At 70.8% G+C, this 18,710-nt stretch carries 13 protein-coding genes; 3 read left to right on the top strand and 10 right to left on the bottom strand.

The window, feature by feature from the left end; genetic code table 11:
- The first annotated feature begins 123 nt into the window (after positions 1–123).
- Positions 124–2,241 carry a DNA helicase RecQ gene (gene recQ, locus ACFVV1_RS26765; protein WP_389993926.1) on the top strand — a complete coding sequence of 706 codons (2,118 nt, stop codon included), beginning with the start codon at positions 124–126 and terminating at the stop codon, positions 2,239–2,241.
- A gap of 31 nt (positions 2,242–2,272) precedes the next feature.
- On the opposite strand, the gene ACFVV1_RS26760 is transcribed toward recQ, so the two are convergent.
- The 5 genes from ACFVV1_RS26760 to ACFVV1_RS26740 all read right to left on the bottom strand — a co-directional run bounded on the left by ACFVV1_RS26760 (position 2,273) and on the right by ACFVV1_RS26740 (position 8,795).
- Entirely contained in the window at positions 2,273–2,881 is a 609-nt protein-coding gene (locus tag ACFVV1_RS26760; RefSeq protein WP_389993924.1) for a Uma2 family endonuclease, read from the bottom strand.
- Between the two features lie 179 nt (positions 2,882–3,060).
- Entirely contained in the window at positions 3,061–3,735 is a 675-nt protein-coding gene (locus tag ACFVV1_RS26755) for a GPP34 family phosphoprotein (RefSeq protein ID WP_389993921.1), read from the bottom strand.
- Positions 3,732–4,961 (bottom strand): fumarylacetoacetase, encoded by a 1,230-nt coding sequence (fahA, locus tag ACFVV1_RS26750; RefSeq protein WP_389993918.1) that lies wholly within the window; start codon positions 4,959–4,961, stop codon positions 3,732–3,734. The genes ACFVV1_RS26755 and fahA overlap by 4 nt, the downstream gene beginning before the upstream one ends.
- A 330-nt stretch (positions 4,962–5,291) precedes the next feature.
- A complete protein-coding gene (locus ACFVV1_RS26745; protein WP_389993915.1) occupies positions 5,292–7,286 on the bottom strand; it encodes a CocE/NonD family hydrolase in 1,995 nt (664 codons plus the stop codon).
- 9 nt (positions 7,287–7,295) lie between these two features.
- A complete protein-coding gene (locus ACFVV1_RS26740; RefSeq protein WP_389993912.1) occupies positions 7,296–8,795 on the bottom strand; it encodes a peptide MFS transporter in 1,500 nt (499 codons plus the stop codon).
- A 156-nt stretch (positions 8,796–8,951) separates the two neighbouring features.
- On the opposite strand from ACFVV1_RS26740, the gene ACFVV1_RS26735 reads away from it, so the two are divergent.
- A complete protein-coding gene (locus tag ACFVV1_RS26735; RefSeq protein WP_389993910.1) occupies positions 8,952–9,962 on the top strand; it encodes a polyprenyl synthetase family protein in 1,011 nt (336 codons plus the stop codon).
- A 483-nt stretch (positions 9,963–10,445) separates the two neighbouring features.
- Here the strand turns inward: ACFVV1_RS26735 and ACFVV1_RS26730 are convergent, their stop codons facing one another.
- The 5 genes from ACFVV1_RS26730 to ACFVV1_RS26710 form a co-directional block, all read right to left on the bottom strand.
- Complete coding sequence (locus ACFVV1_RS26730) at positions 10,446–11,693, bottom strand: NAD(P)/FAD-dependent oxidoreductase (protein WP_389993908.1); 1,248 nt, start codon at positions 11,691–11,693, stop codon at positions 10,446–10,448.
- Entirely contained in the window at positions 11,693–13,135 is a 1,443-nt protein-coding gene (locus ACFVV1_RS26725) for an NAD(P)/FAD-dependent oxidoreductase (protein WP_389993905.1), read from the bottom strand. The genes ACFVV1_RS26730 and ACFVV1_RS26725 overlap by 1 nt, the downstream gene beginning before the upstream one ends.
- The gene (locus ACFVV1_RS26720) at positions 13,132–14,565 is read right to left on the bottom strand and encodes an FGGY family carbohydrate kinase (protein ID WP_389993903.1); all 1,434 of its coding nucleotides are present in this window, start codon (positions 14,563–14,565) and stop codon (positions 13,132–13,134) included. Before ACFVV1_RS26720 ends, ACFVV1_RS26725 begins: the two co-directional genes overlap by 4 nt.
- Positions 14,562–16,106: an APC family permease gene (locus ACFVV1_RS26715; protein ID WP_389993900.1), complete on the bottom strand. Its 1,545-nt coding sequence runs from the start codon at positions 16,104–16,106 to the stop codon at positions 14,562–14,564. Before ACFVV1_RS26715 ends, ACFVV1_RS26720 begins: the two co-directional genes overlap by 4 nt.
- A 115-nt stretch (positions 16,107–16,221) precedes the next feature.
- A complete protein-coding gene (locus tag ACFVV1_RS26710) occupies positions 16,222–16,995 on the bottom strand; it encodes a DeoR/GlpR family DNA-binding transcription regulator (protein ID WP_389993898.1) in 774 nt (257 codons plus the stop codon).
- 394 nt (positions 16,996–17,389) lie between these two features.
- On the opposite strand from ACFVV1_RS26710, the gene ACFVV1_RS26705 reads away from it, so the two are divergent.
- Positions 17,390–18,661 carry an outer membrane lipoprotein carrier protein LolA gene (locus ACFVV1_RS26705; RefSeq protein ID WP_389993895.1) on the top strand — a complete coding sequence of 424 codons (1,272 nt, stop codon included), beginning with the start codon at positions 17,390–17,392 and terminating at the stop codon, positions 18,659–18,661.
- The last annotated feature ends 49 nt before the right edge of the window (positions 18,662–18,710 follow it).

Raw genomic sequence — 18,710 nt, 5'->3', positions numbered from 1 at the left:
GACGGGCTTGAGAAGTCAAGCCCGTCCGGCGTTGTCGTAGGCGGCGCCTATCGTGGCAGGGGACGGCGGCAGGACGGAACGGGACGGTCCCGGGACGGGCCCGGGATCTCGGGGGACAGAACGATGAGCGTGACGGGCGGGACCATGGATGTGACCGAGAGCGACGCGCGGCAGACGCTGCACCGGGTGTTCGGGTACGAGGCGTTCCGCGGGGAGCAGGAAGCGGTCGTCGACCACGTGGTGGACGGCGGTGACGCCGTCGTGCTCATGCCGACCGGTGGCGGAAAGTCCCTCTGCTACCAGATCCCGGCCCTGGTCAGAGCCGGTACGGGCATCGTCATCTCGCCCCTGATCGCGCTGATGCAGGACCAGGTGGACGCGTTGCGGGCGCTCGGCGTCAGGGCCGGCTTCATCAACTCCACGCAGGATTTCGACGAGCGCCGCTCGATGGAGGCCCAGTTCCTCGCCGGTGAGCTCGACCTGCTCTACCTGGCCCCGGAGCGGCTCCGCCTGGACGCCACGCTCGGTCTGCTCTCCCGTGGCGAGATCTCCGTCTTCGCGATCGACGAGGCGCACTGCGTGGCCCAGTGGGGCCACGACTTCCGCCCGGACTACCTGGCCCTCTCCGTCCTCGGCGAGCGCTGGCCCGACGTACCGCGCATCGCCCTGACCGCGACCGCGACCGGCGCGACGCACCAGGAGATCACCCAGCGCCTGGGCATGCCCGACGCGAAGCACTTCGTCGCCAGTTTCGACCGGCCGAACATCCAGTACCGGATCGTGCCGAAGGCCGACCCGAAGAAGCAGCTGCTCTCCTTCCTCAAGGAGGAGCACGCCGGGGACGCGGGCATCGTCTACTGCCTGTCGCGCAACTCGACCGAGAAGACCGCCGAATACCTCTGCCGCAACGGCATCGAGGCCATCCCGTACCACGCCGGTCTGGACGCGGGCACGCGCGCCGTCCACCAGTCCCGCTTCCTGCGCGAGGAGGGCATGGTCGTCGTCGCGACCATCGCCTTCGGCATGGGCATCGACAAGCCCGACGTCCGCTTCGTCGCCCACCTCGACCTGCCGAAATCGGTCGAGGGCTACTACCAGGAGACCGGCCGCGCCGGGCGTGACGGACTGCCGTCCACGGCCTGGATGGCGTACGGACTCCAGGACGTCGTCCAGCAGCGCAAGCTCATCCAGGGCGGCGAGGGCGACGAGGCGTTCCGCCGCCGCGCGGCCGCCCACCTGGATTCGATGCTGGCCCTCTGCGAGACGGTCCAGTGCCGCCGCGCCCAGCTCCTGACGTACTTCGGCCAGGAGCCCGCGGCGGCGGCCTGCGGCAACTGCGACACCTGCCTCACCCCGCCCCTGACCTGGGACGGCACGGTGGTCGCGCAGAAGCTGCTGTCGACCGTGGTACGGCTGAAGCGGGAGCGCGGGCAGAAGTTCGGGGCGGGCCAGATCGTCGACATCCTGCTGGGCCGCAAGACGGCGAAGGTCATCCAGTTCGACCACGACCAGCTCTCGGTCTTCGGCATCGGCGAGGAGCTGGCCGAGGCCGAATGGCGCGGAGTCGTACGGCAGTTGCTCGCCCAGGGGCTGATCGCCGTCGAGGGCGAGTACGGCACGCTGGTGCTGACGGAGGAGAGCGGTTCGGTGCTCGGCCGGGAGCGCGAGGTGCTGCTGCGCAAGGAGGCGCCGAAGCCCGCGTCGCGCTCCACGAAGGGCGAACGCAAGGCGAAGTCCCAGGCGGCCGGCGCCGAGCTGGCCCCCGAGGCCGTCCCGGTCTTCGAAGCGCTTCGGGCCTGGCGCGGCGCCCAGGCGAAGGAGCAGGGCGTCCCGGCGTACGTCATCTTCCACGACGCGACACTGCGCGAGATCGCCGCGGTGCGGCCGGACTCGGTGTCCGCGCTGGGCGGAATCAGCGGCCTGGGCGAGAGGAAGCTGGCGACGTACGGGGAGGGGGTGCTGGAGGTGCTCGCGTCGTTCGGGGATGTCGCGGCGGGCCCGGAGCCCGGTCCTGCGGTGGTCTCCGCCGCACCGGTCCCGGCGGCGGCGGCTGCGGGGGGCCGGGCCGCGTCGGCGGCCGAACTGCCGGAGACCGCAGGCGAGGCCACCCCGGTCGTGGAGCCGCCCACGGCCCCGCGCCCGGCTGCGCAGGCGCCGGCCCCGCGCCCGGCTGCATCCGTGACGGTCCCCGACGCCGACCCGGAGTGGGGCTGGGACGAGGAACCGCCCGAGTACGAGTGAGTGTCGGGGCCGGGCGGTGGCGGCACCGGAGCTACTCCGGAGCCGCTGCCCGGCGGCGCGCGGTGATGGCGGTGAGGTCGAGATCGACCGGGAAGGGAATGGAGACCTTCATCCGGTCGTGGAAGATGCCGGTGGAGGTGTAGGCACCGGTGGCCGGTTCCAGCTCGAAGACGTAGACCACCGCCCGGCCGTCGTGGTTCTCCACCCGCCAGTAGTGAGGGATCCGGGCCCGCGCGTATTTCACGGGCTTGGTCTCCCGGTCCCGGGTCAGGGACTCGGGGGAGACGACCTCGACCGCCAGCCGTACGGACTCGGCGGGGAAGCGGGTCTGGTTCGGGTCCTGGATGATCTCGCCGTCCACGACGATCACATCGGGTTCGGGGCGGTTGTAGCGGTCGATGTCGATGGTGAACTCGCGCACGACCTCCAGGTCGGGCGGTACCAGCGACTGCAGCTGCCATTCGAAAAAGCTGACCGCGCGTGAATGGAACAGGGTCTGCGGACTCACGAAAACAAGGCTCCCGTCGATCAGCTCCGTGTGCGGAGGCAGATTCGGGAGTGTGTCCAGGTCATCGGCGGTCCAGCCGCCCACGGGCGGAACCGCCCACCGCGGCTCGGGGGCCTCGGGTTCGATGCTCATCAGTGCTCCCATGAATGGGGTCTCCCCTGCTCGAACGGAGCTGAGAGCTTGGGGAAGAGTCTCGCGGGACTTTCCAGCGTATCCGCCGGGAACGGGATAGGGCTCCCCCGAACGTGTGAACGCCCCGCGCACTGCTGACAGTCTCGGCCTCCGCCCCGCCCCGCCTCGCCGCCGCCCAGTCAGTCGTCTCCGCCGCCGCCCCCTCCCGCGCTTCCGCCGCTCCGGTTCGCCTTGTCCTGGCGTACGTTCTGGCGCACCGCGTACGCGGTCCACTCGTCGTGCACCAGGCCGCGCATCGTCGAACGGCTTCTCCGGCCGCCCTGTGCCACCGCGCCCGACAGGCCGATCGCCGACACCAGCGCGGCCAGGGTGCGGCCGCGCGGGTCCGGGAAGCCGGCTGCCTCGGTGGCCGCGAACCGTTCCCGGACCGCGGCCGGCAGGGCCGGGTCCGCCACCGGATGGCGGTGGTACGGCAGCAGACCGAGGAACCGGTGGGTCTCCCTGCGCAGGACCGAGCGGCCGACCAGGTGCTCCAGGCACAGCTCCTCGACGTACCGGCCGGTCCGCCGTATCCACGGCTTCGCGCCGACGCCGCCCGCGAAGCCCTCGTCCGGGGCAGGCAGGCTCCCGAGGACCTGCGCGAGCAGCGGGTCCTGGGGAGCCGACGGGCTGATCACCCGTACCCGGCCGAGCCGTTCGGCGATCCGGCCCCGGAGCTCCAGCTCCGCGAGGACCGCGCCCGCCACCCCGTACTCCAGGAAGCGGTTGCGGCAGTCCGGCTTGCCGCGCTGCGGGTCCAGCGCGAGCAGCAGCAGTTCCTCGGGGAGCGTGAGCTCCGGGGCAACCGGGTTCATGACGCGGGCACGATCCGTCCCGTGACCTCGCCGAGGCCGACCCTCGTGCCGTCCGGGCCCGGCGCCCAGGCCGTCATCGTCACGGTGTCGCCGTCCTCCAGGAACGTCCGTTTGCCGTCCGGGAGGTCCAGCGGGTCGCGGCCGTTCCAGGTCAGCTCCAGCAGCGAGCCGCGCTGTCCGGGTCCGGCGCCGCTGACCGTGCCGGAGCCGTACAGATCGCCGGTGCGCAGCGAGGCGCCGTTCACCGTCATCTGGGCGAGCATCTGGGCCGCCGTCCAGTACATGGTGGCGAACGGCGGCTCGGCGACCGGCTGTCCGTTGATCGCGACGGAGATCCGCAGGTCGAGCCCGCCGGCCTCCTCCTCGCCCGCGTCCTCCAGGTAGGGGAGCAGCGGGAAGTCGCGGGCCGGGGGCGCGATCCGGGCCGCCTCCAGGGCTTCCAGCGGGGTCACCCACGCCGATACGGACGTGGCGAAGGACTTGCCGAGGAACGGTCCGAGCGGGACGTACTCCCAGGCCTGGATGTCCCGCGCCGACCAGTCGTTGAGCAGCGACAGGCCGAAGACATGGTCGCGGAAGTCGCCGAGCGGGACCGGGCGGCCCTGCGCGGAGCCGACTCCGACGACGAAGCCGACCTCGGCCTCGATGTCGAGCTTGACGGACGGACCGAAGACGGGCGCCGGGTCGGCGGGCGCCTTGCGCTGGCCGGACGGGCGCACCACGTCCGCACCGGAGACGACGACGGTGCCGGACCTGCCGTGGTAGCCGATCGGGAGGTGCTTCCAGTTGGGGGTCAGCGCGGCACCGTCCGGCCGGAAGATCTTCCCGACGTTGGTGGCGTGGTGTTCGCTCGCGTAGAAGTCGACGTAGTCCGCGACCTTGTACGGCAGATGGAGCGTCACGGACTCGACCGGGTGCAGCAGCGGTTCGATGTCCGCGCGGTGTGCCGGGACCGTCACCCAGGCGGTCAGGGCTCGCCGGACGTCCCGCCAGGCGGTGCGGCCCGCCGACAGCAGCGCGGTCAGGTCCGGCTGGGCGAGGAGCTGCGCGTAGGGCGAGCCGAGTGCGTGTGCCGCGGCTCCGGCGTCCAGTACGTGGTTGCCGATGCGGACGCCGACCCGGCGGTCCTCGGGGTGGTCGGGGGTGGAGAACACACCGTACGGAAGGTTGTGCGGACCGAAGGGGTCGCCCTCGGCCAGATCGAGCGGGCTGCTCTGCTCGGGCATGTGTTGCTGCCTCGCTTTCCAGGTCGCTTGGGGGACACGTTACGTCGGTGTTGCTACCCCGGGGGAGTGTCCCAACTGCTCCTGATGCCCGGAAAGTTCCGCCGTGCCCCCGGGGATGCGGGGGCACGGCGGTGATTCAGAGGGCCCGGCGGTGGGCTTCGCGGCGTCGGGGCACGCACCTCGCGGCGTTGTCGTCGATCACCGACGCTCCTTCCCCAAGCTCTCGGCTGCGTTCGAGCAGGGGAGACCTCATCCGACTCAATCCTCCGCCTTGCGACGCACGCACCCCGGCCCCGCTCCTTCACCCGCGCCGCCTACTGCCGGGCCCTCTCAGCCCGCCGTGCGCGGGATCCGCTTCTCCCAGGTGCGGTGGAAGACGACCTCGCCGCCGTCCTTGCAGACCACCTCGTTGGACGTGATGAAGTCGGTGTCGTCAGCACTGATTTCGGAGCGGGTCTCGATCCGTACGTCCCACGCCATCTCCGGCCGGTGCAGCCGGATCGCCCAGTCGGAGCGGGTACGGGCGGAGAGCGGGTCGTTCTCCTGGATCGTGTACGTCTCCAGGGCGTCCTCGGTGAATTCGAGGCCGTCCGGGTAGACGCGGGTGCCGCCGTAGCGCGGGTCGACCTCCAGCCGCCATTCGCCCTTGGCGACGTCGCGGACCACCAGCCGCTCGGGGCGCTGTTCGTCGAGCGTCACGGGGTGGACGACGCCGAGCGGCTCCGACTGCTCCGGTTCCTCGAACCGGATCGCGGGATCCTCGGTGTGCCGGCGCACCGGCAGTTCGACGAAGCTGCCGTCGGCGTCCAGGGTGAAGCCCACCGACCCGGCCTGCGGCCAGATCCACGGCCAGTACGAGGACGAGATCGCGAGCCTGATCCGGTGGCCGGGCGGGAAGGTGTGCCCGATGCCGTTGAGGTCGAACGTCACGTCCTCGTACCGGCCCACCGGCCAGTCCTCGGCGCGGTCGCGGCCGTGCCGTGCGGAGAGGTTGAGCGCGCCGCGGGTGACCAGGGTGGAGGAGCCGTCCGGTGCGACGTCGCAGAGCCGGGCGATCGCCTGGCCGCGGGGCGCGTCCATCCGGATGCGCAGCTTCACCCGGGGGCGGCCCAGGATCTCGATCGGCGCGTCCTCGACCGGGAACTCGAAGGAGACCGATTTGGCGTCCTCGTCGCGCTGGTCGGGCGGCAGATCGGCGTCGTTGCCGAACGGGAAGAAACGTCCGGCGTCCAGCCCCGTCTGCTGCGGCGAGTCGACGATCTGCGGACCGCCCTGGAGGGCGTACGCGACCGGCGCGATGTTCTCCGACGGCCAGCTGGTGTCGCCGACCCAGCGGCCGGGCAGCGTCTCGTACGCCGTGGCGGGCCGGTGCGACTCGCTGATCCAGGACCGAAGCAGCGGCTCGGCCATGACGCCGGTGTCCTTGTCCTTCAGGTGCTGGTCCCACCAGCGCAGCGTCTCCTGGAGGAAGCCGATCGCCGGGCCCGGCGGCAGACCGCGGTCGGGGTACTGGTGCGACCAGGGCCCGATCAGCCCGCGGACCTTGTCCGGATCGAGGTGCTCGACGAGCCGCAGGACGGTGTCGCGGTACGGGTCGTGCCAGCCGCCCACCGCGAGGACGTTCGCGCGGATCGCGGAGTAGTCCTCGCAGACGCTGCCATGCTTCCAGTAGTCGTCGCGGGTCTGGTGCGCCAGCCAGGTGTGGAGATACGGCTCGACGGCCTCCAGCCGCTTCAGCCACATGTCCTTCCAGCCCTCGCCGACCTGCGCCGGGTCCGGCGGGCGGGAGACGAAGGCCAGCATGGTGGCCGCCCAGGCGTGCATGTCGACGGCGAGGACCGAGCCGCCCATGTAGTGGACGTCGTTGTCGTAACGGTCGTCCGACGAGCAGACGGTGACGATCGCCTTCAGCGGCTCGGGGGCCAGCGCCGCGATCTGGAGCGAGTTGAAGCCGCCCCAGGAGATGCCGAACATGCCGACGCGGCCGGAGCACCACTCCTGCTGGGCCAGCCAGTGGATGACGGCGACGCCGTCGGCCAGTTCGGTCGCGTCGTACTCGTCGCCCGGCAGGCCCTCGCTGTTGCCGTGCCCGCGTACGTCCACCCGGACGGAGGCGTAGCCGTGACCCGCGTACCAGGGGTGGCGCTGCCAGTCGCGCGGCGCCGTCCAGTCGCTCAGCCGGTAGGGCAGATATTCCAGGAGCGCGGGGACGGGTTCATCGGTGACGGGACGCCAGATCCGGGCGTACAGCCGGGTGCCGTCCGGCAGCGGGATGCGGACGTCCTCATGGGTGGTGTCGTACGGATACGTGCTGCGGATGTGCATGGCGGTACCTCAGTGGACGGGGTGCATGGTGCGCTTGAGCCAGGGTCCGGCGGCGATGACGGCCACACCGGCCACCACCGCGATCGCGCCATTGACACCGAAGTAGGCGGGGTTGGAGACCTCGCCGTACAGCTTCACGACTTGGGCCTGGATGCCGTTGGCGAGGGCCAGCGAGAGGAACCAGAGCGCCATCGTCTGGCTGGCGAACGCCTTGGGCGCGAGCTTGGTGGTCGCGGACATGCCGGAGGTCTCCAGCAGGATGTCGCCGAGGCCGAGCAGCAGGTACGAGCCGACGATCCACCAGGCGGCCATCTTGAAGGTGTCGCCGGTGTGCCCGGAGGTGGGCAGCACCATCAGCAGGAAGGACAGTCCGCCGAGGATCACCCCGATCGCGATCTTGTTGGAGGCGTGCGGCTGACGCGGGCCCATCCGGGCCCAGACCGCGGCGACCACCGGGGCAAGCGCGACCTCGAAGGCGCCGAGCGCCGAGGCGTACCAGCTCGCCGGGAAGTGGAAGCCGAGGATCTCGGTACGGGCGTTGGCCGACGCGAGCAGAATCATCGTCGAGTACGCCTGGAAGAGGATGAAGTTGAAGACGACGGAGGCCAGGAACAGCACCACGTACGGGCGCAGCCTGCCACGCTCCTCGCCGGTGACGCGCGGGCTGCGGAACATCACCGCGAAGTAGACGACCGGTGCGATCACCGAGACGAGGGTGAGCAGGTCGACGAACCGGCCCATGGTGAGCCAGCCGGCCAGGGCCAGCGCGGTGGCGACGGCGGCGACCACGACGGCGCCGATCACGATCAGCCGTACGGCACGGCGCATCGGTGCCGGTTCCAGCGCGAATTCGGCGCTGTGCTTTCGGCCGGCCAGGTGACGCCGGCCCAGTACGTACTGGATCAGACCGATCGTCATGCCGAAGGCGGCGGCCGAGAATCCCCAGTGCCAGCTCGCGTGGTCCCCGAGCCAGCCGGTGACCAGCGGGCCGAGGAACGCCCCGATGTTGATGCCCATGTAATAGAGCGCGAAGCCGGCGTCGCGGCGCTGGTCCTCGGTGCGGTACAGCTTGCCGACCATGGTCGCCACATTGGGCTTGAGCAGACCGGTTCCGGCGCTGATCAGACCGAGGCCGGTCCACGTCATGGCGTCGGTGGGCACCGCCATGGCGTAATGCCCGCAGGCGATGAGGATGCCGCCGTACAGGACGGCGCGGTACGAGCCGAGGATCCGGTCGGCCAGCCAGCCGCCGGCCACGGAGACCAGGTAGACGAGGGTGCCGTAGGCGGCGGAGACGGACGCCGCGGTGCCCGCCTCCATGCCCATGCCGCCGCGGGCGACGGTGTCGGCGAAGTAGAGGACCAGGATCGCCTGCATGCCGAGGAACGAGAACCGTTCCCAGACCTCCAGGCCGGAGAGGGTCATCAGGCCCCGTGGCTGGCCGAAAAAGGCATGGTCGTCGCCGGGCGGCGGCTGGGTCGGTTCGGTGTCGGTAGCCGTGTGGGACAAAGGGAGAACTCCTGATCGTATGAGCTGATCCCGAACATACCGGCGGTGGCGGGAAGCCGCCCACGTTGATCCATAGGGGACCGGATACGCTGACTTGAGTGATGACAGCGACACATCGACATTCCGTGTGATCGTCAGCAGACAGGAGATCCCCTCGTGACCGTCGTCGGGCCGTTCGGACTGAGCGTGCGGGACCACGCTCTTGAGGCCGATGTCCAGGCCGGTTTGGCTGCTGTCGAGTCGGGTCTGCTCGAAGCCACCAAGAGCGGCGTGCCTTTCATCACAGAGGCCGCGCAGCATCTCGTGCGCGCTGGAGGCAAGCGTTTCCGGCCGCTGCTGGCCATGCTGGCCGCCCAGTTCGGCGACCCCGACGCACCGGGTGTCGTGCCCGCGGCCGTCGTCGTCGAGCTGACACATCTCGCGACGCTCTACCACGACGACGTGATGGACGAGGCGGACGTACGCCGCGGCGTCGACAGCGCCAACACCCGCTGGGGCAACTCGGTGGCCGTCCTGACCGGCGACTTCCTGTTCGCCCGCGCCTCGCACATACTGGCCGACCTCGGTCCGGAGGCCGTACGCATCCAGGCGGAGGCGTTCGAGCGGCTGGTCACCGGCCAGATTCTGGAGACCGCGGGCCCGGCCGACGGGCGCGACCCGGTCGAGCACTACCTCGACGTGATGCGCGGCAAGACCGGCTCGCTGATCGCCGTGGCCTGCCGGTTCGGCGCGATGATGGCCGGTGCGGACGAGTCGGCCGTCGACATCCTCACCCAGTACGGGGAGCGGCTCGGCGTCGCCTTCCAGCTCGCCGACGACGTACTCGACATCGCCTCCGACTCCCACGAGTCCGGCAAGACCCCCGGCACCGACCTGCGCGAAGGCATCCCGACGCTCCCCGTGCTCCACCTGCGGGCCCAGGCGGCGGCCGACGGCAAGCCGGACGACCTGGAGCTCGTCGAGCTGCTCGACGGCGACCTGAGCGACGACGCCCGGCACGCCGAGGTGCTGTGCAGGCTGCGCGCCCACCCGGCGCTGGAGCAGGCCCGGCGGGACACCGTCCGGTACGCGCAGGAGGCGCGCGCGACGCTGGCGCCGCTGCCCGGCGGCTACGCGAAGTCCGCGCTGGAGGAGCTGTGCGACGCGGTGGTGCACCGCGCGGGCTGAGCCCGTCCCGGCCGCTGTGCACCGCCCTCGCGGTGATCGGGCGAGCGCCGAGGCCTCGAACGCCTGCTCACCGGGCGGGGGCGGCGAAGGCGGCCCGATCGGCCCGGGGCGCGGTCCGGATGTGCTGTTGGCCCCTGCCGGGTCCGGGAAGTGGCACTTCACCCGGCTCGGCGCCGGCGCCCGGCAGGCTCCGCTGATGTGACCGCTCGGAAAGAGGGCGCCCCCGGCGCCGTATCCCGGGCACGGCCGTGCCTCGGCCCGGCGGGACTTCCTGCCGTTGACCGAGGCACGGCGCACGTACCGGGGACTGCGAGGGTTGCCGTCCCCGAGGCGTGGTGCACGTACCGGGGACTGTGAGGGTTGCCGTCCCGGGCGCGTCAGGGACGTACGCGGTCCTGGCCGCCGGTCACCCGCAGATGCCGGGGCGGCACTGCGACCGGCCCGCACCCGGGACACGTTCGTACTCCGGGTGCGGGCCGCTCGTCAGCGCAGGCCGATGGTGACCGGGCCGCCCTGGGGGCTGAGGCCCTTCATCACGGACCACGGCACGCGGAAGACTCGGCCGGGTGCGGCGGGCCACGGCAGGGTCCGTTCCGAGACGACCCGCCCGTTCTGGCGGACGATCACGTGCGGGAACCGGATGGACCGGTCCGTCCACAGCAACAGTCGCCCACGCGGGGGAGCCGGGTCACCCGGGCGCAGCAGCCCCGGTGCCACCCAGCGCAGCGGCGCCTCGGCGAGGATGCGCAGGCCCGGGGCAGGCTCGCCGGCCCCGGTCAGCCATGCCTCGACCTGGTCCGCGACGTGCAGGCCGTCGAGGGCTGCGACGTCGGCGGTGTCGACCGGGTGCAGGAGGTTGCCCGCGGCGAAGACGCCGGGGCGGCTGGTCCGCAGGGCGGTGTCGGTCAGCGGGCCGAGAGTTCCCGGGTCCAGGTCGAGTCCGCCGCTGCGGACGAGTTCGTGGTCGGGGATCCAGTCCCCGGTGAAGACCACGGTGTCGCAGGCGACGGTGCGCCGGGCGAGGGTGTCGAGATTCTCGATCTCGACGGCCTCGACCCGGCCCTTGCCGATGATGCGGGTGACCCGGCTGCGGTTGGCGACGGGCACGCGCAGCAGCGCGCGGCCGGCGACGTTGAAAGCGGCGTACGACTCCGTCCTGGGGTACTGGCTGACCATCAGCTCGGTGGCGCAGCCGGCTTCGCGAAGGGTGACGGCGGCGGACCAGCTGACCAGTTCCCCTCCGACGATGACGGCCCGGCTGCCGACCTCGCTGTGGTGGAGGTGGACGGCGTTCTGCAACTGCCCGGTGGTGTAGACGCCCTGCGGCCGGTCGCCGGGGATGCGCCGGGCCGCGCGGGGCCGTTCGCGTGCGCCGGTGGCGAGCACGACGGCCTTGGCCTCCACACGCAGCCGCCCCTGCGGACCGGTGACCTCCACGGCCCGGTCGCCCGCCCAGTGGGTGACCATGGTCTCGGTGCGGATGGTGGCTCCGGCCGAAGTGGCCTGCTCGACGAGGTGGCGTGCGTACTTCGGGCCGGTCATGACCCGGTGCAGGTCCCGCAGGCCGTATCCGGTGTGGTCGCTGTGGCGGGGGATGCCTCCGGCGTCCTTCTCCCGGTCGAGCACCAGGACCTCGCCGCGGATGCGGGGTGCGAGGGCGGCGGCAGCCGTGAGTCCGGCCGGGCCGCCCCCGATGATCAGGACGTCCGGTGTGAGTGTGGTGCTGGTCATCAGGAGTTCACCTCGGGCCGCGCCGGCGCGGCGGCAGTGCCGCCGCAGCCGTTTTCGTTCAGGAGTCGGTTGACAGCCGCGCCGCAGAAGAAGCCCTGGCAGCGGCCGTTCATGGCCCGGGTGCGGCGGCGCAGGCCCTCCAGGTTGCGTGCCGGCAGGGGCGATTGGAAGGCGTCGCGGATCTCACCGGCGGTGACGCGCTCGCAGAAGCAGACGACCTTGCCGTACTCGGGATCGGCGGCGATGCGGTCGGCGTCCTGGTAGGGACGTACGGTCGCCTCGCCGATGTTGGCCATCCGCGGAGGGCCGGGCAGGTCGGTGCGTGCGGTGAGGACGAGTCCGGCCTTTTCGAGCACTTCGTGGACGTGCTCGGCGATGGCCATGCCGGAGGTCAGCCCGGTCGAGCGGATTCCGCCGACGAGGAGGTACCGCTGCGACGGGGTGGGCTCGATGAGATAGTCCCCGTGGTCGATGGCGGCCCGCAGCCCCGCGTAGGAAGCGGTCACCTCCTCGGTGAGCAGCCGGGGCATGAGTCGCTCGCCCTTGTCCAGCAGGAAGGCGAATCCGTCCTCGGACGTCCCGGTCGCGGTGCGGTCGGTGAGGTCCTCCGAGGTGGGCCCCAGCATGATGTTGCCGTAGATGGTGGGAGAGATGAGCACCCCCTTGCCCCGGGACGTGGGAACCGGCAGGACGATCTTGTCGACCAGCGGGCGGGCGAGCTTGTCGAAGACGAACAGCTCACCGCGGCGCGGGGTGACGGTGAACCGCTCGTGGCCGAAGAACCGGTCGATGCGGTCGGCGCCGAGGCCCGCCGCGTTGACCACCCAACGAGCCTCCACAGAGCCGCCGGTGGTGGTCAGCGTGGTGGACCGGGTGTTCACCGAGACTGCGGTGACGGCATGGTTGAGCAGCACCTCGGCGCCGCGCTGCCTCGCGTCGGTGGCCAGGGCCAGGTTCGTGGTCCAGGTGCAGATGATCGACTCGTCGGGGACCGTGAGCCCGCCGAGTGCGCCGTCGCCGAGGGCCGGGATCAGCTCGTAGACCTCGTCCGCGCCGACGATCTGGCACTGGTCGTAACCGTTCTGCTCGGCCTTCTCCTTGAGACCGGGCAGGGCGGCCAGCTCCTCGGCATTCCACGCGACGAGGATCGCGCCCGTGTGCTCGACCGGGATGCCGGTCGAGCGGGCGTACTCCGACAGCAGGTGGTATCCGCGCTTGACGAGCCGGGACTCCAGCGTGCCCGGCTTGGCGTCGAATCCGGTGTGCAGGATCGCGGTGTTCGCCTTGCTGGTTCCGTCGCCGACGTCGTCGCGTGCCTCGATGAGCGCGACCGACAGCTGGTGGCCGGACAGGTCGCGGGCGATTGCCGAGCCGACGATGCCTGCGCCGATGACGACGACGTCGTAGACATGGTCCGGCTCGTGCGGTGTGGTGTCGGTCATCCGAGTTCTCCCTTGCGGGCGGTGGCCTCGGCGGCCGCCGCCCATGTACTGCGGTAGTGCGCGGCCCGGTCGGCCGACCAGACCGGTTCGTAGACGGTGACCGGGTTCCAGTCACCGACGGCTTCCGCCAGGTCCATGCCCGGGGTGAGGGCCAGCCTGGCCAGCGCGGCCGCGCCGAGCGGGGTGGCGTGCGAGGACGGGTAGATGTCGACCGGTACCTGGGCCAGATCGGCCTGGGCCTGCATCAGGGTGCGGCTGCGGGTCAGCCCGCCGTCCGCGCGCAGCCGGCTGAGCGGCGTGCCGAGGTCGGCCTCGACCAGGCCGCACAGGGTGGCGACCTGGGCGGCGATGCCCTGCAGCACGGCGAGGACCAGGTGCTCCTTGCCGGTGGACAGGGTCATTCCGGTGAACGTGGCGGTGGCGTCGGGACGCCACCACGGTGCCGCGAGGCCCGCCAGGGCCGGTACGCACAGGGTGCCGTCGGACTCCTTCGCCGCTACGGTGTCCAACTCGCTCGCGGACCCGATGAATCCCAGGTCACGGATCCAGCGGACGGCCGACGCCGCGGTGTACACCTGGCCGTCCACGCAGTACGGCGTCTGCGCCGCGGTCCGCCAGGCCACCGAGGAGGTGAGCCCGGCCCGTGAACGCAGGGCGGTGTCCCCGGTGTTGGCCAGCAGGAACGCGCCTGTGCCGTAGGTGCACTTCGCGGTTCCCCGCTCCAGGCAGCCCTCGGCGAGCAGAGCTGCCTGCTGGTCGACGACCAGGCCGGCGACCGGCACCTCGCGTCCGAACGCACTGGTCGTGCCGATGACCTCGTCGCAGCCCACGATTCGCGGCAGCTTCTCGGAGCCGAGACCGAACAGATCCACCAGCTCCGGGTCCCAGGAGACCTTGTCGAGGTCCATCAGCAGCGACCGGCTCGCGGTCGAGGCATCGGTGACGAACTCGCCGGTCAGCTGGTGCACCAGCCACGTGTCAGTGGTCGTCACCACTCCTTCGGTGGTGACGTGTCGTCGCAGCCAGGCCATCTTCGGCGCCGAGAAGTACGAGTCGAGCACGAGCCCACTGCGCTGAGCCACCCAGGGGGCGTGCTCGGCCAGAGCGGCGCAGATCGACTCCGCCCTGCGGTCCTGCCAGACGATCGCCCGGGACAGCGGGGTGCCGGTGCGCGGGTCCCAGGCCAGTACGGTTTCGCCCTGGTTGGCGAGGGCGACCGCGTCGACGGGCCTGCCTGCGGCGGCGATGGCACGCCGTCCGGCGGTGAGGACCGAGTCGAGCAGTTCTTGCGGGTCCTGCTCGACGCCACCGCCGCCGAGGTAGGCCGGCCGCAGTTCCTCCTCGGCGATGGCGATGGTCCCGCCCCGCTCGTCGACCACGATTGCCTTCGTACCGGAGGTGCCCTGGTCGATGGCCAGAATGGTGCTCATCGCTTGCTTTCCTTGGCGGTCGTGTGCACCGTGCCCGGGGCAGCGGGGTCGGTGACGTCGAGGGTTTCGTCGATGTTGATCATGTCGGGCATCGACATGCCGGACACGCCGCGCCGGACCAGCAGGTAGACGAGGTAGGCGGCCCCGAGGGCGAAGAGGACGAGGACGTAGAGCCAGGGGTCGCGGAACGACTGGTCACGGAAGATGAGGAGTTCGTAGCCCAGCCACACGGAGGCGACCACGATGACCGGTATCTCCCAGCGCCCGAGGGAGAAACCCTGCGTGGGCGGCAGCGACTTCCGCTTGACGATGTACATGAGCACCGTGCCGGCGTAGATGATCGCGGGCAGCAGGGTGGCGGCGGAGAACAGCGAGAACAGGGCGTCGGTGGAGCTGGAGAAGCTGGCGAGGATCAGCTGCGCGATGACGAAGATGAACATCGTGGCATTGAGCGGGGTGCCACGGGACGGGCTGACCTTGCGCAGCGCCTGCCACCCGGGGAAGCGCTCGTCGCGGGACATCGCCCACACCAGCCGGGTGCCGCTCATGGTGATGACCAGACCGCAGGAGAAGATCGAGATCACGACCAGGACCAGGAGCGCCTTGCCGACCGTCGATCCGAGCACGGCGGTGATCACGGTCGCCACGGGGGTGGCGGACGTGGCGAGCTTCGCGGGGTCGTCGATGAGGGCGGTGATCGCTACGAGGAACAGGAATCCGAGGACGCCGAGGGAGAGCACGGCCTGGGCCATGGCCTTGGGGATCACCCGTGCCGGGTCCTTGGTCTCCTCGGCGAGGTTGGCCGCGGACTCGAACCCGACGATGGTGAAGGCGCCCAGGAGGAACGCGAGGGCGAACGGCCCGGCCTCGGTGGCGGTGCCCAGGCTGTAGTAGCCGTCGGTCGCGGCCGGTGCGGCGCTGAACAGCGTGGAGAAGTCGAGCTTGCCCGTGAACGCTCCGACGACGAAGAGCAGCACGGTCAACGAGATCATGCCGATGAGCTGCACGGTGACGGCGACCTTGTTGACCTTGTGCGTCAGATGCGTCGACGCGGCCACGAGAATCGCCTGGAGCAGGATGACCACGGCGGTGATCGCCCAGGCGTTCTGGGTCGTCCCCCGGTACTGGAGAAGCTCCGGCAGGATCGTCGCGGCGACGGTGTAGTCCACCGCGACCACCACGACTCCGAGGAAGGCGAACGAGATCCAGCCCATGACCCAGCCCCAGACCGGGTTCACCAGTCGGGACACCCACTGGTAGGCGTATCCGTTGATGGGGATACGGGCGGCGAGAGCGCCGAAGACGAGCGCGACCGAGAGCTGGCCGATGACGCTGATCGGCCAGGCGAAGATGCCGCGCGGGCCCGAGCTGTTCAGCACGGAGCCGTAGGTGGTGAAGATGCCCGTGGCGATCGAGACGAAGCCGAAGGCCATGGCGAAGGAGGCGTACCGGCTCAGCTCCCGGCGCATCTCCTGCTTGTAGCCGGAGCCCGTTGTGGATGGGTCGTCACCCTGTACGACATCTGTGTTGGTCGTGACCATGGCCCTGCTGTCCTTTCGGAAACTACCGCTCGTTACGGAAACTGCCGTTCGCTGCACGGGGCGGGTCTCGCACGGAGACATCGCCGAGGAGAGAGCGCCGCGGCGCTCAGGAGTGTCAGGCCGGGATCACCACTGCGCCCGACTGCTCGATGACCGAAGCCAGGGACGGTTCGGGCGCCTGGTCGGTGATCAGACCGGTGCAGTCGTCGAATCCGCAGACGCGGTGCGGAGCCACCCGTCCGAGTTTGCTCCCGTCGGCCAGGACGTAGCTGAGCGCGCTGCGGGCGAGGATCGCGCGCTTGGTCGCGTTCTCCTCGAAGTAGAAGTCGGTCATCCCGGCGGAACTGTCGACACCGCCGGAGCCCAGAAACGCCATGTCGGCGTAGAGGCCGTTGAAGAAGTCCACCGTCAGAGGTCCGGAGCAGACCAGGTCGCCGCCCCGGATCCGTCCGCCCGGGACCAGCACGTCGACATGGGGGCGGGTGGACAGCTCGGCCGCGACCAGCAGGGACGGGGTCGCCACCGTTCCCCGGAAGTCCGGCGCCAGGGCACAGGCGACCTGCAGAGCCGTCGTGCCGACGTCGATCACGACGGTCATGCCGGAGCGGACCAGATCCGCCGCGGCTCGCCCGATCGCCGTCTTGGCCTGCTGCTGCGAGGCGGACCGCTCCGTGAAGGATGCCTCTTCGCCGCTCAGACCGCGAACGACGGACAGCGCTGCCGCACCGCCGCGCACCCGCATGAGATGCCCCTGCTTCTCCATCTGTGCCAGGTCCCGGCGCACGGTCTCGGCCGAGACGCCGAGCTGCTCGGCCAGACTCTCGGTGCTGATCGTGCCGCTGCGCTCCACGACGGTGGAGATTCGACGGTGACGTTCGGCTGGCAGCATCCCGGCAACCTCGCTGACTGGTTTCGTGGAAAAGTGACTGGATATGCCTGGAAGTGTGGACGCATGACTGAAAATCGTCAAGAGTTGGCGCGGAATTCACCTGTCCCACCGCGCCGTGACCCGATCGGCAGGCGTACGGCGCGGTTTCCCGGACCGGCCCCGGCTGCTGTGGCGGCCCTGGAGTCGGGGTGCCTCCCCTACGGGACGTGGGAGATCCGCTCGTGCGGCGTCATACCGAAGAGGTAGGCGGAGTTGCTCCCCGGGAGTGACGATTCCGCGCCGCTGTTTTGGTCAGATGGAGACCAACCACTCCTGAGCAATCCGGTGAGAATGGCGGCACGGAGTGGACGAGTGCATCCGGACGGAAGCCGCCGACCACGGAGGTAGGGCACATATGGCACCGAACGACAGCGTTGAGAGCAATGGCGGGACCAGGGGCACCGCCGTCGGCCGCCGCAAGGCGGCGCGCTACATCGTCCCGGTCGCGGTGGCGGGAGTGGCGGCCGCGACGATCGGGCTCGTCCCGGCGCTCGCGAGCACCGGTGACCCCGATCTGCCGAAGATCACCGCGCAGCAGCTCATCGAGAAGATCGCCGCCTCGGACACCCAGCAGCTCTCCGGCACGGTGAAGATCAGTACGGACCTGGGCATTCCGTCGCTCGGCGGTCTGGCCGGCTCCTTCGCCCAGGGCGGTGGCAGCGGCGGCGGCAAGGGCGATTCGAGCGCCGATCCCAAGTCGAGGATGACGGAGCTGGCGTCCGGCACGCACACCCTGCGGGTGGCCGCCGACGGCCCCGACAAGCAGCGGGTGTCGATCCTGGACAGCGCGGCGGAGTACAGCCTGATCCACAACGGCGATCAGGTCTGGGCGTACGACAGCAAGTCCAACGAGGCCTATCACGCCACCGAGAAGCGGGCGGGGACCGAGCACCGGGCCGGGCAGAAGTCCGGGCACTCGACCCCGGCCCCCGACGGCGTGCCGACCACGCCGAAGGCGCTCGCCGAGCAGGTCCTGAAGGCCGCGGGCCCCACCACCTCGGTGACGGTCGACGGCACGGCGCAGGTCGCCGGACGTGACGCGTACAAGCTGCTCATCAAGCCCAGGCAGAGCGGTTCCACGATCGGTTCGGTGACGGTCGCGGTCGACGCGAAGAGCGGTGTGCCGCTGAAGTTCACGCTGCTTCCGAGCAGCGGTGGCAAGGCCGTCGTCGACGCCGGATTCACCAAGGTCGACTTCGCGAAGCCGGCCGCCTCCTCGTTCACGTTCACCCCGCCCAAGGGCGCCAAGGTGACCGAGGCGGACGACGCGAAGGCGCAGCGGAAGGCCGACGGGGCCGAGGGCCTGGGCATCTTCCCGGGTGCCGAAGGGCTGGGCGCCGGGGGCTCGGGCGCCCAGGACACGAAGGTCATCGGCGAGGGCTGGAACGCGATCGCCGAGATCCGGACCCCGGGTGGCACCGGACTCCCCTCGAAGGCGTCCGGTGACGTACCGGCCGAGGCACAGCAGTTCCTGGACTCGCTGGGCGACAAGGTCTCCGGCTCGTTCGGCTCGGGCACGGTCTTCAAGACCCGCCTGGTCAACGCGCTGGTGACGGACAACGGCAAGGTGTACGTCGGCGCGGTCACGCCGGACGCGCTGGTCAAGGCGGCCAACGGCGCCTCCTGAGCCGGGGCGCACCGCGCTCCCGGCAGTGTCCACCCGCCCCGCCGTACGC

Origin of the sequence: Streptomyces sp. NPDC058092, assembly GCF_042884935.1 — a bacterium.
Classification (GTDB): domain Bacteria; phylum Actinomycetota; class Actinomycetes; order Streptomycetales; family Streptomycetaceae; genus Streptomyces.
The sequence above is the reverse complement of the archived record's forward strand: the minus strand, read 5'-3'. Positions and strand labels throughout refer to the sequence as shown.

Bases quoted from the DNA above. Each gene is read 5' to 3' on its own strand.
- recQ (WP_389993926.1), top strand. From the start codon at position 124: ATGAGCGTGACGGGCGGGACCATGGATGTGACCGAGAGCGACGCGCGG.
- ACFVV1_RS26760 (WP_389993924.1), bottom strand. From the start codon at position 2,881: ATGAGCATCGAACCCGAGGCCCCCGAGCCGCGGTGGGCGGTTCCGCCC.
- ACFVV1_RS26755 (WP_389993921.1), bottom strand. From the start codon at position 3,735: ATGAACCCGGTTGCCCCGGAGCTCACGCTCCCCGAGGAACTGCTGCTG.
- fahA (WP_389993918.1), bottom strand. From the start codon at position 4,961: ATGCCCGAGCAGAGCAGCCCGCTCGATCTGGCCGAGGGCGACCCCTTC.
- ACFVV1_RS26745 (WP_389993915.1), bottom strand. From the start codon at position 7,286: ATGCACATCCGCAGCACGTATCCGTACGACACCACCCATGAGGACGTC.
- ACFVV1_RS26730 (WP_389993908.1), bottom strand. From the start codon at position 11,693: ATGACCAGCACCACACTCACACCGGACGTCCTGATCATCGGGGGCGGC.
- ACFVV1_RS26725 (WP_389993905.1), bottom strand. From the start codon at position 13,135: ATGACCGACACCACACCGCACGAGCCGGACCATGTCTACGACGTCGTC.
- ACFVV1_RS26720 (WP_389993903.1), bottom strand. From the start codon at position 14,565: ATGAGCACCATTCTGGCCATCGACCAGGGCACCTCCGGTACGAAGGCA.
- ACFVV1_RS26715 (WP_389993900.1), bottom strand. From the start codon at position 16,106: ATGGTCACGACCAACACAGATGTCGTACAGGGTGACGACCCATCCACA.
- ACFVV1_RS26710 (WP_389993898.1), bottom strand. From the start codon at position 16,995: ATGCTGCCAGCCGAACGTCACCGTCGAATCTCCACCGTCGTGGAGCGC.
- ACFVV1_RS26705 (WP_389993895.1), top strand. From the start codon at position 17,390: ATGGCACCGAACGACAGCGTTGAGAGCAATGGCGGGACCAGGGGCACC.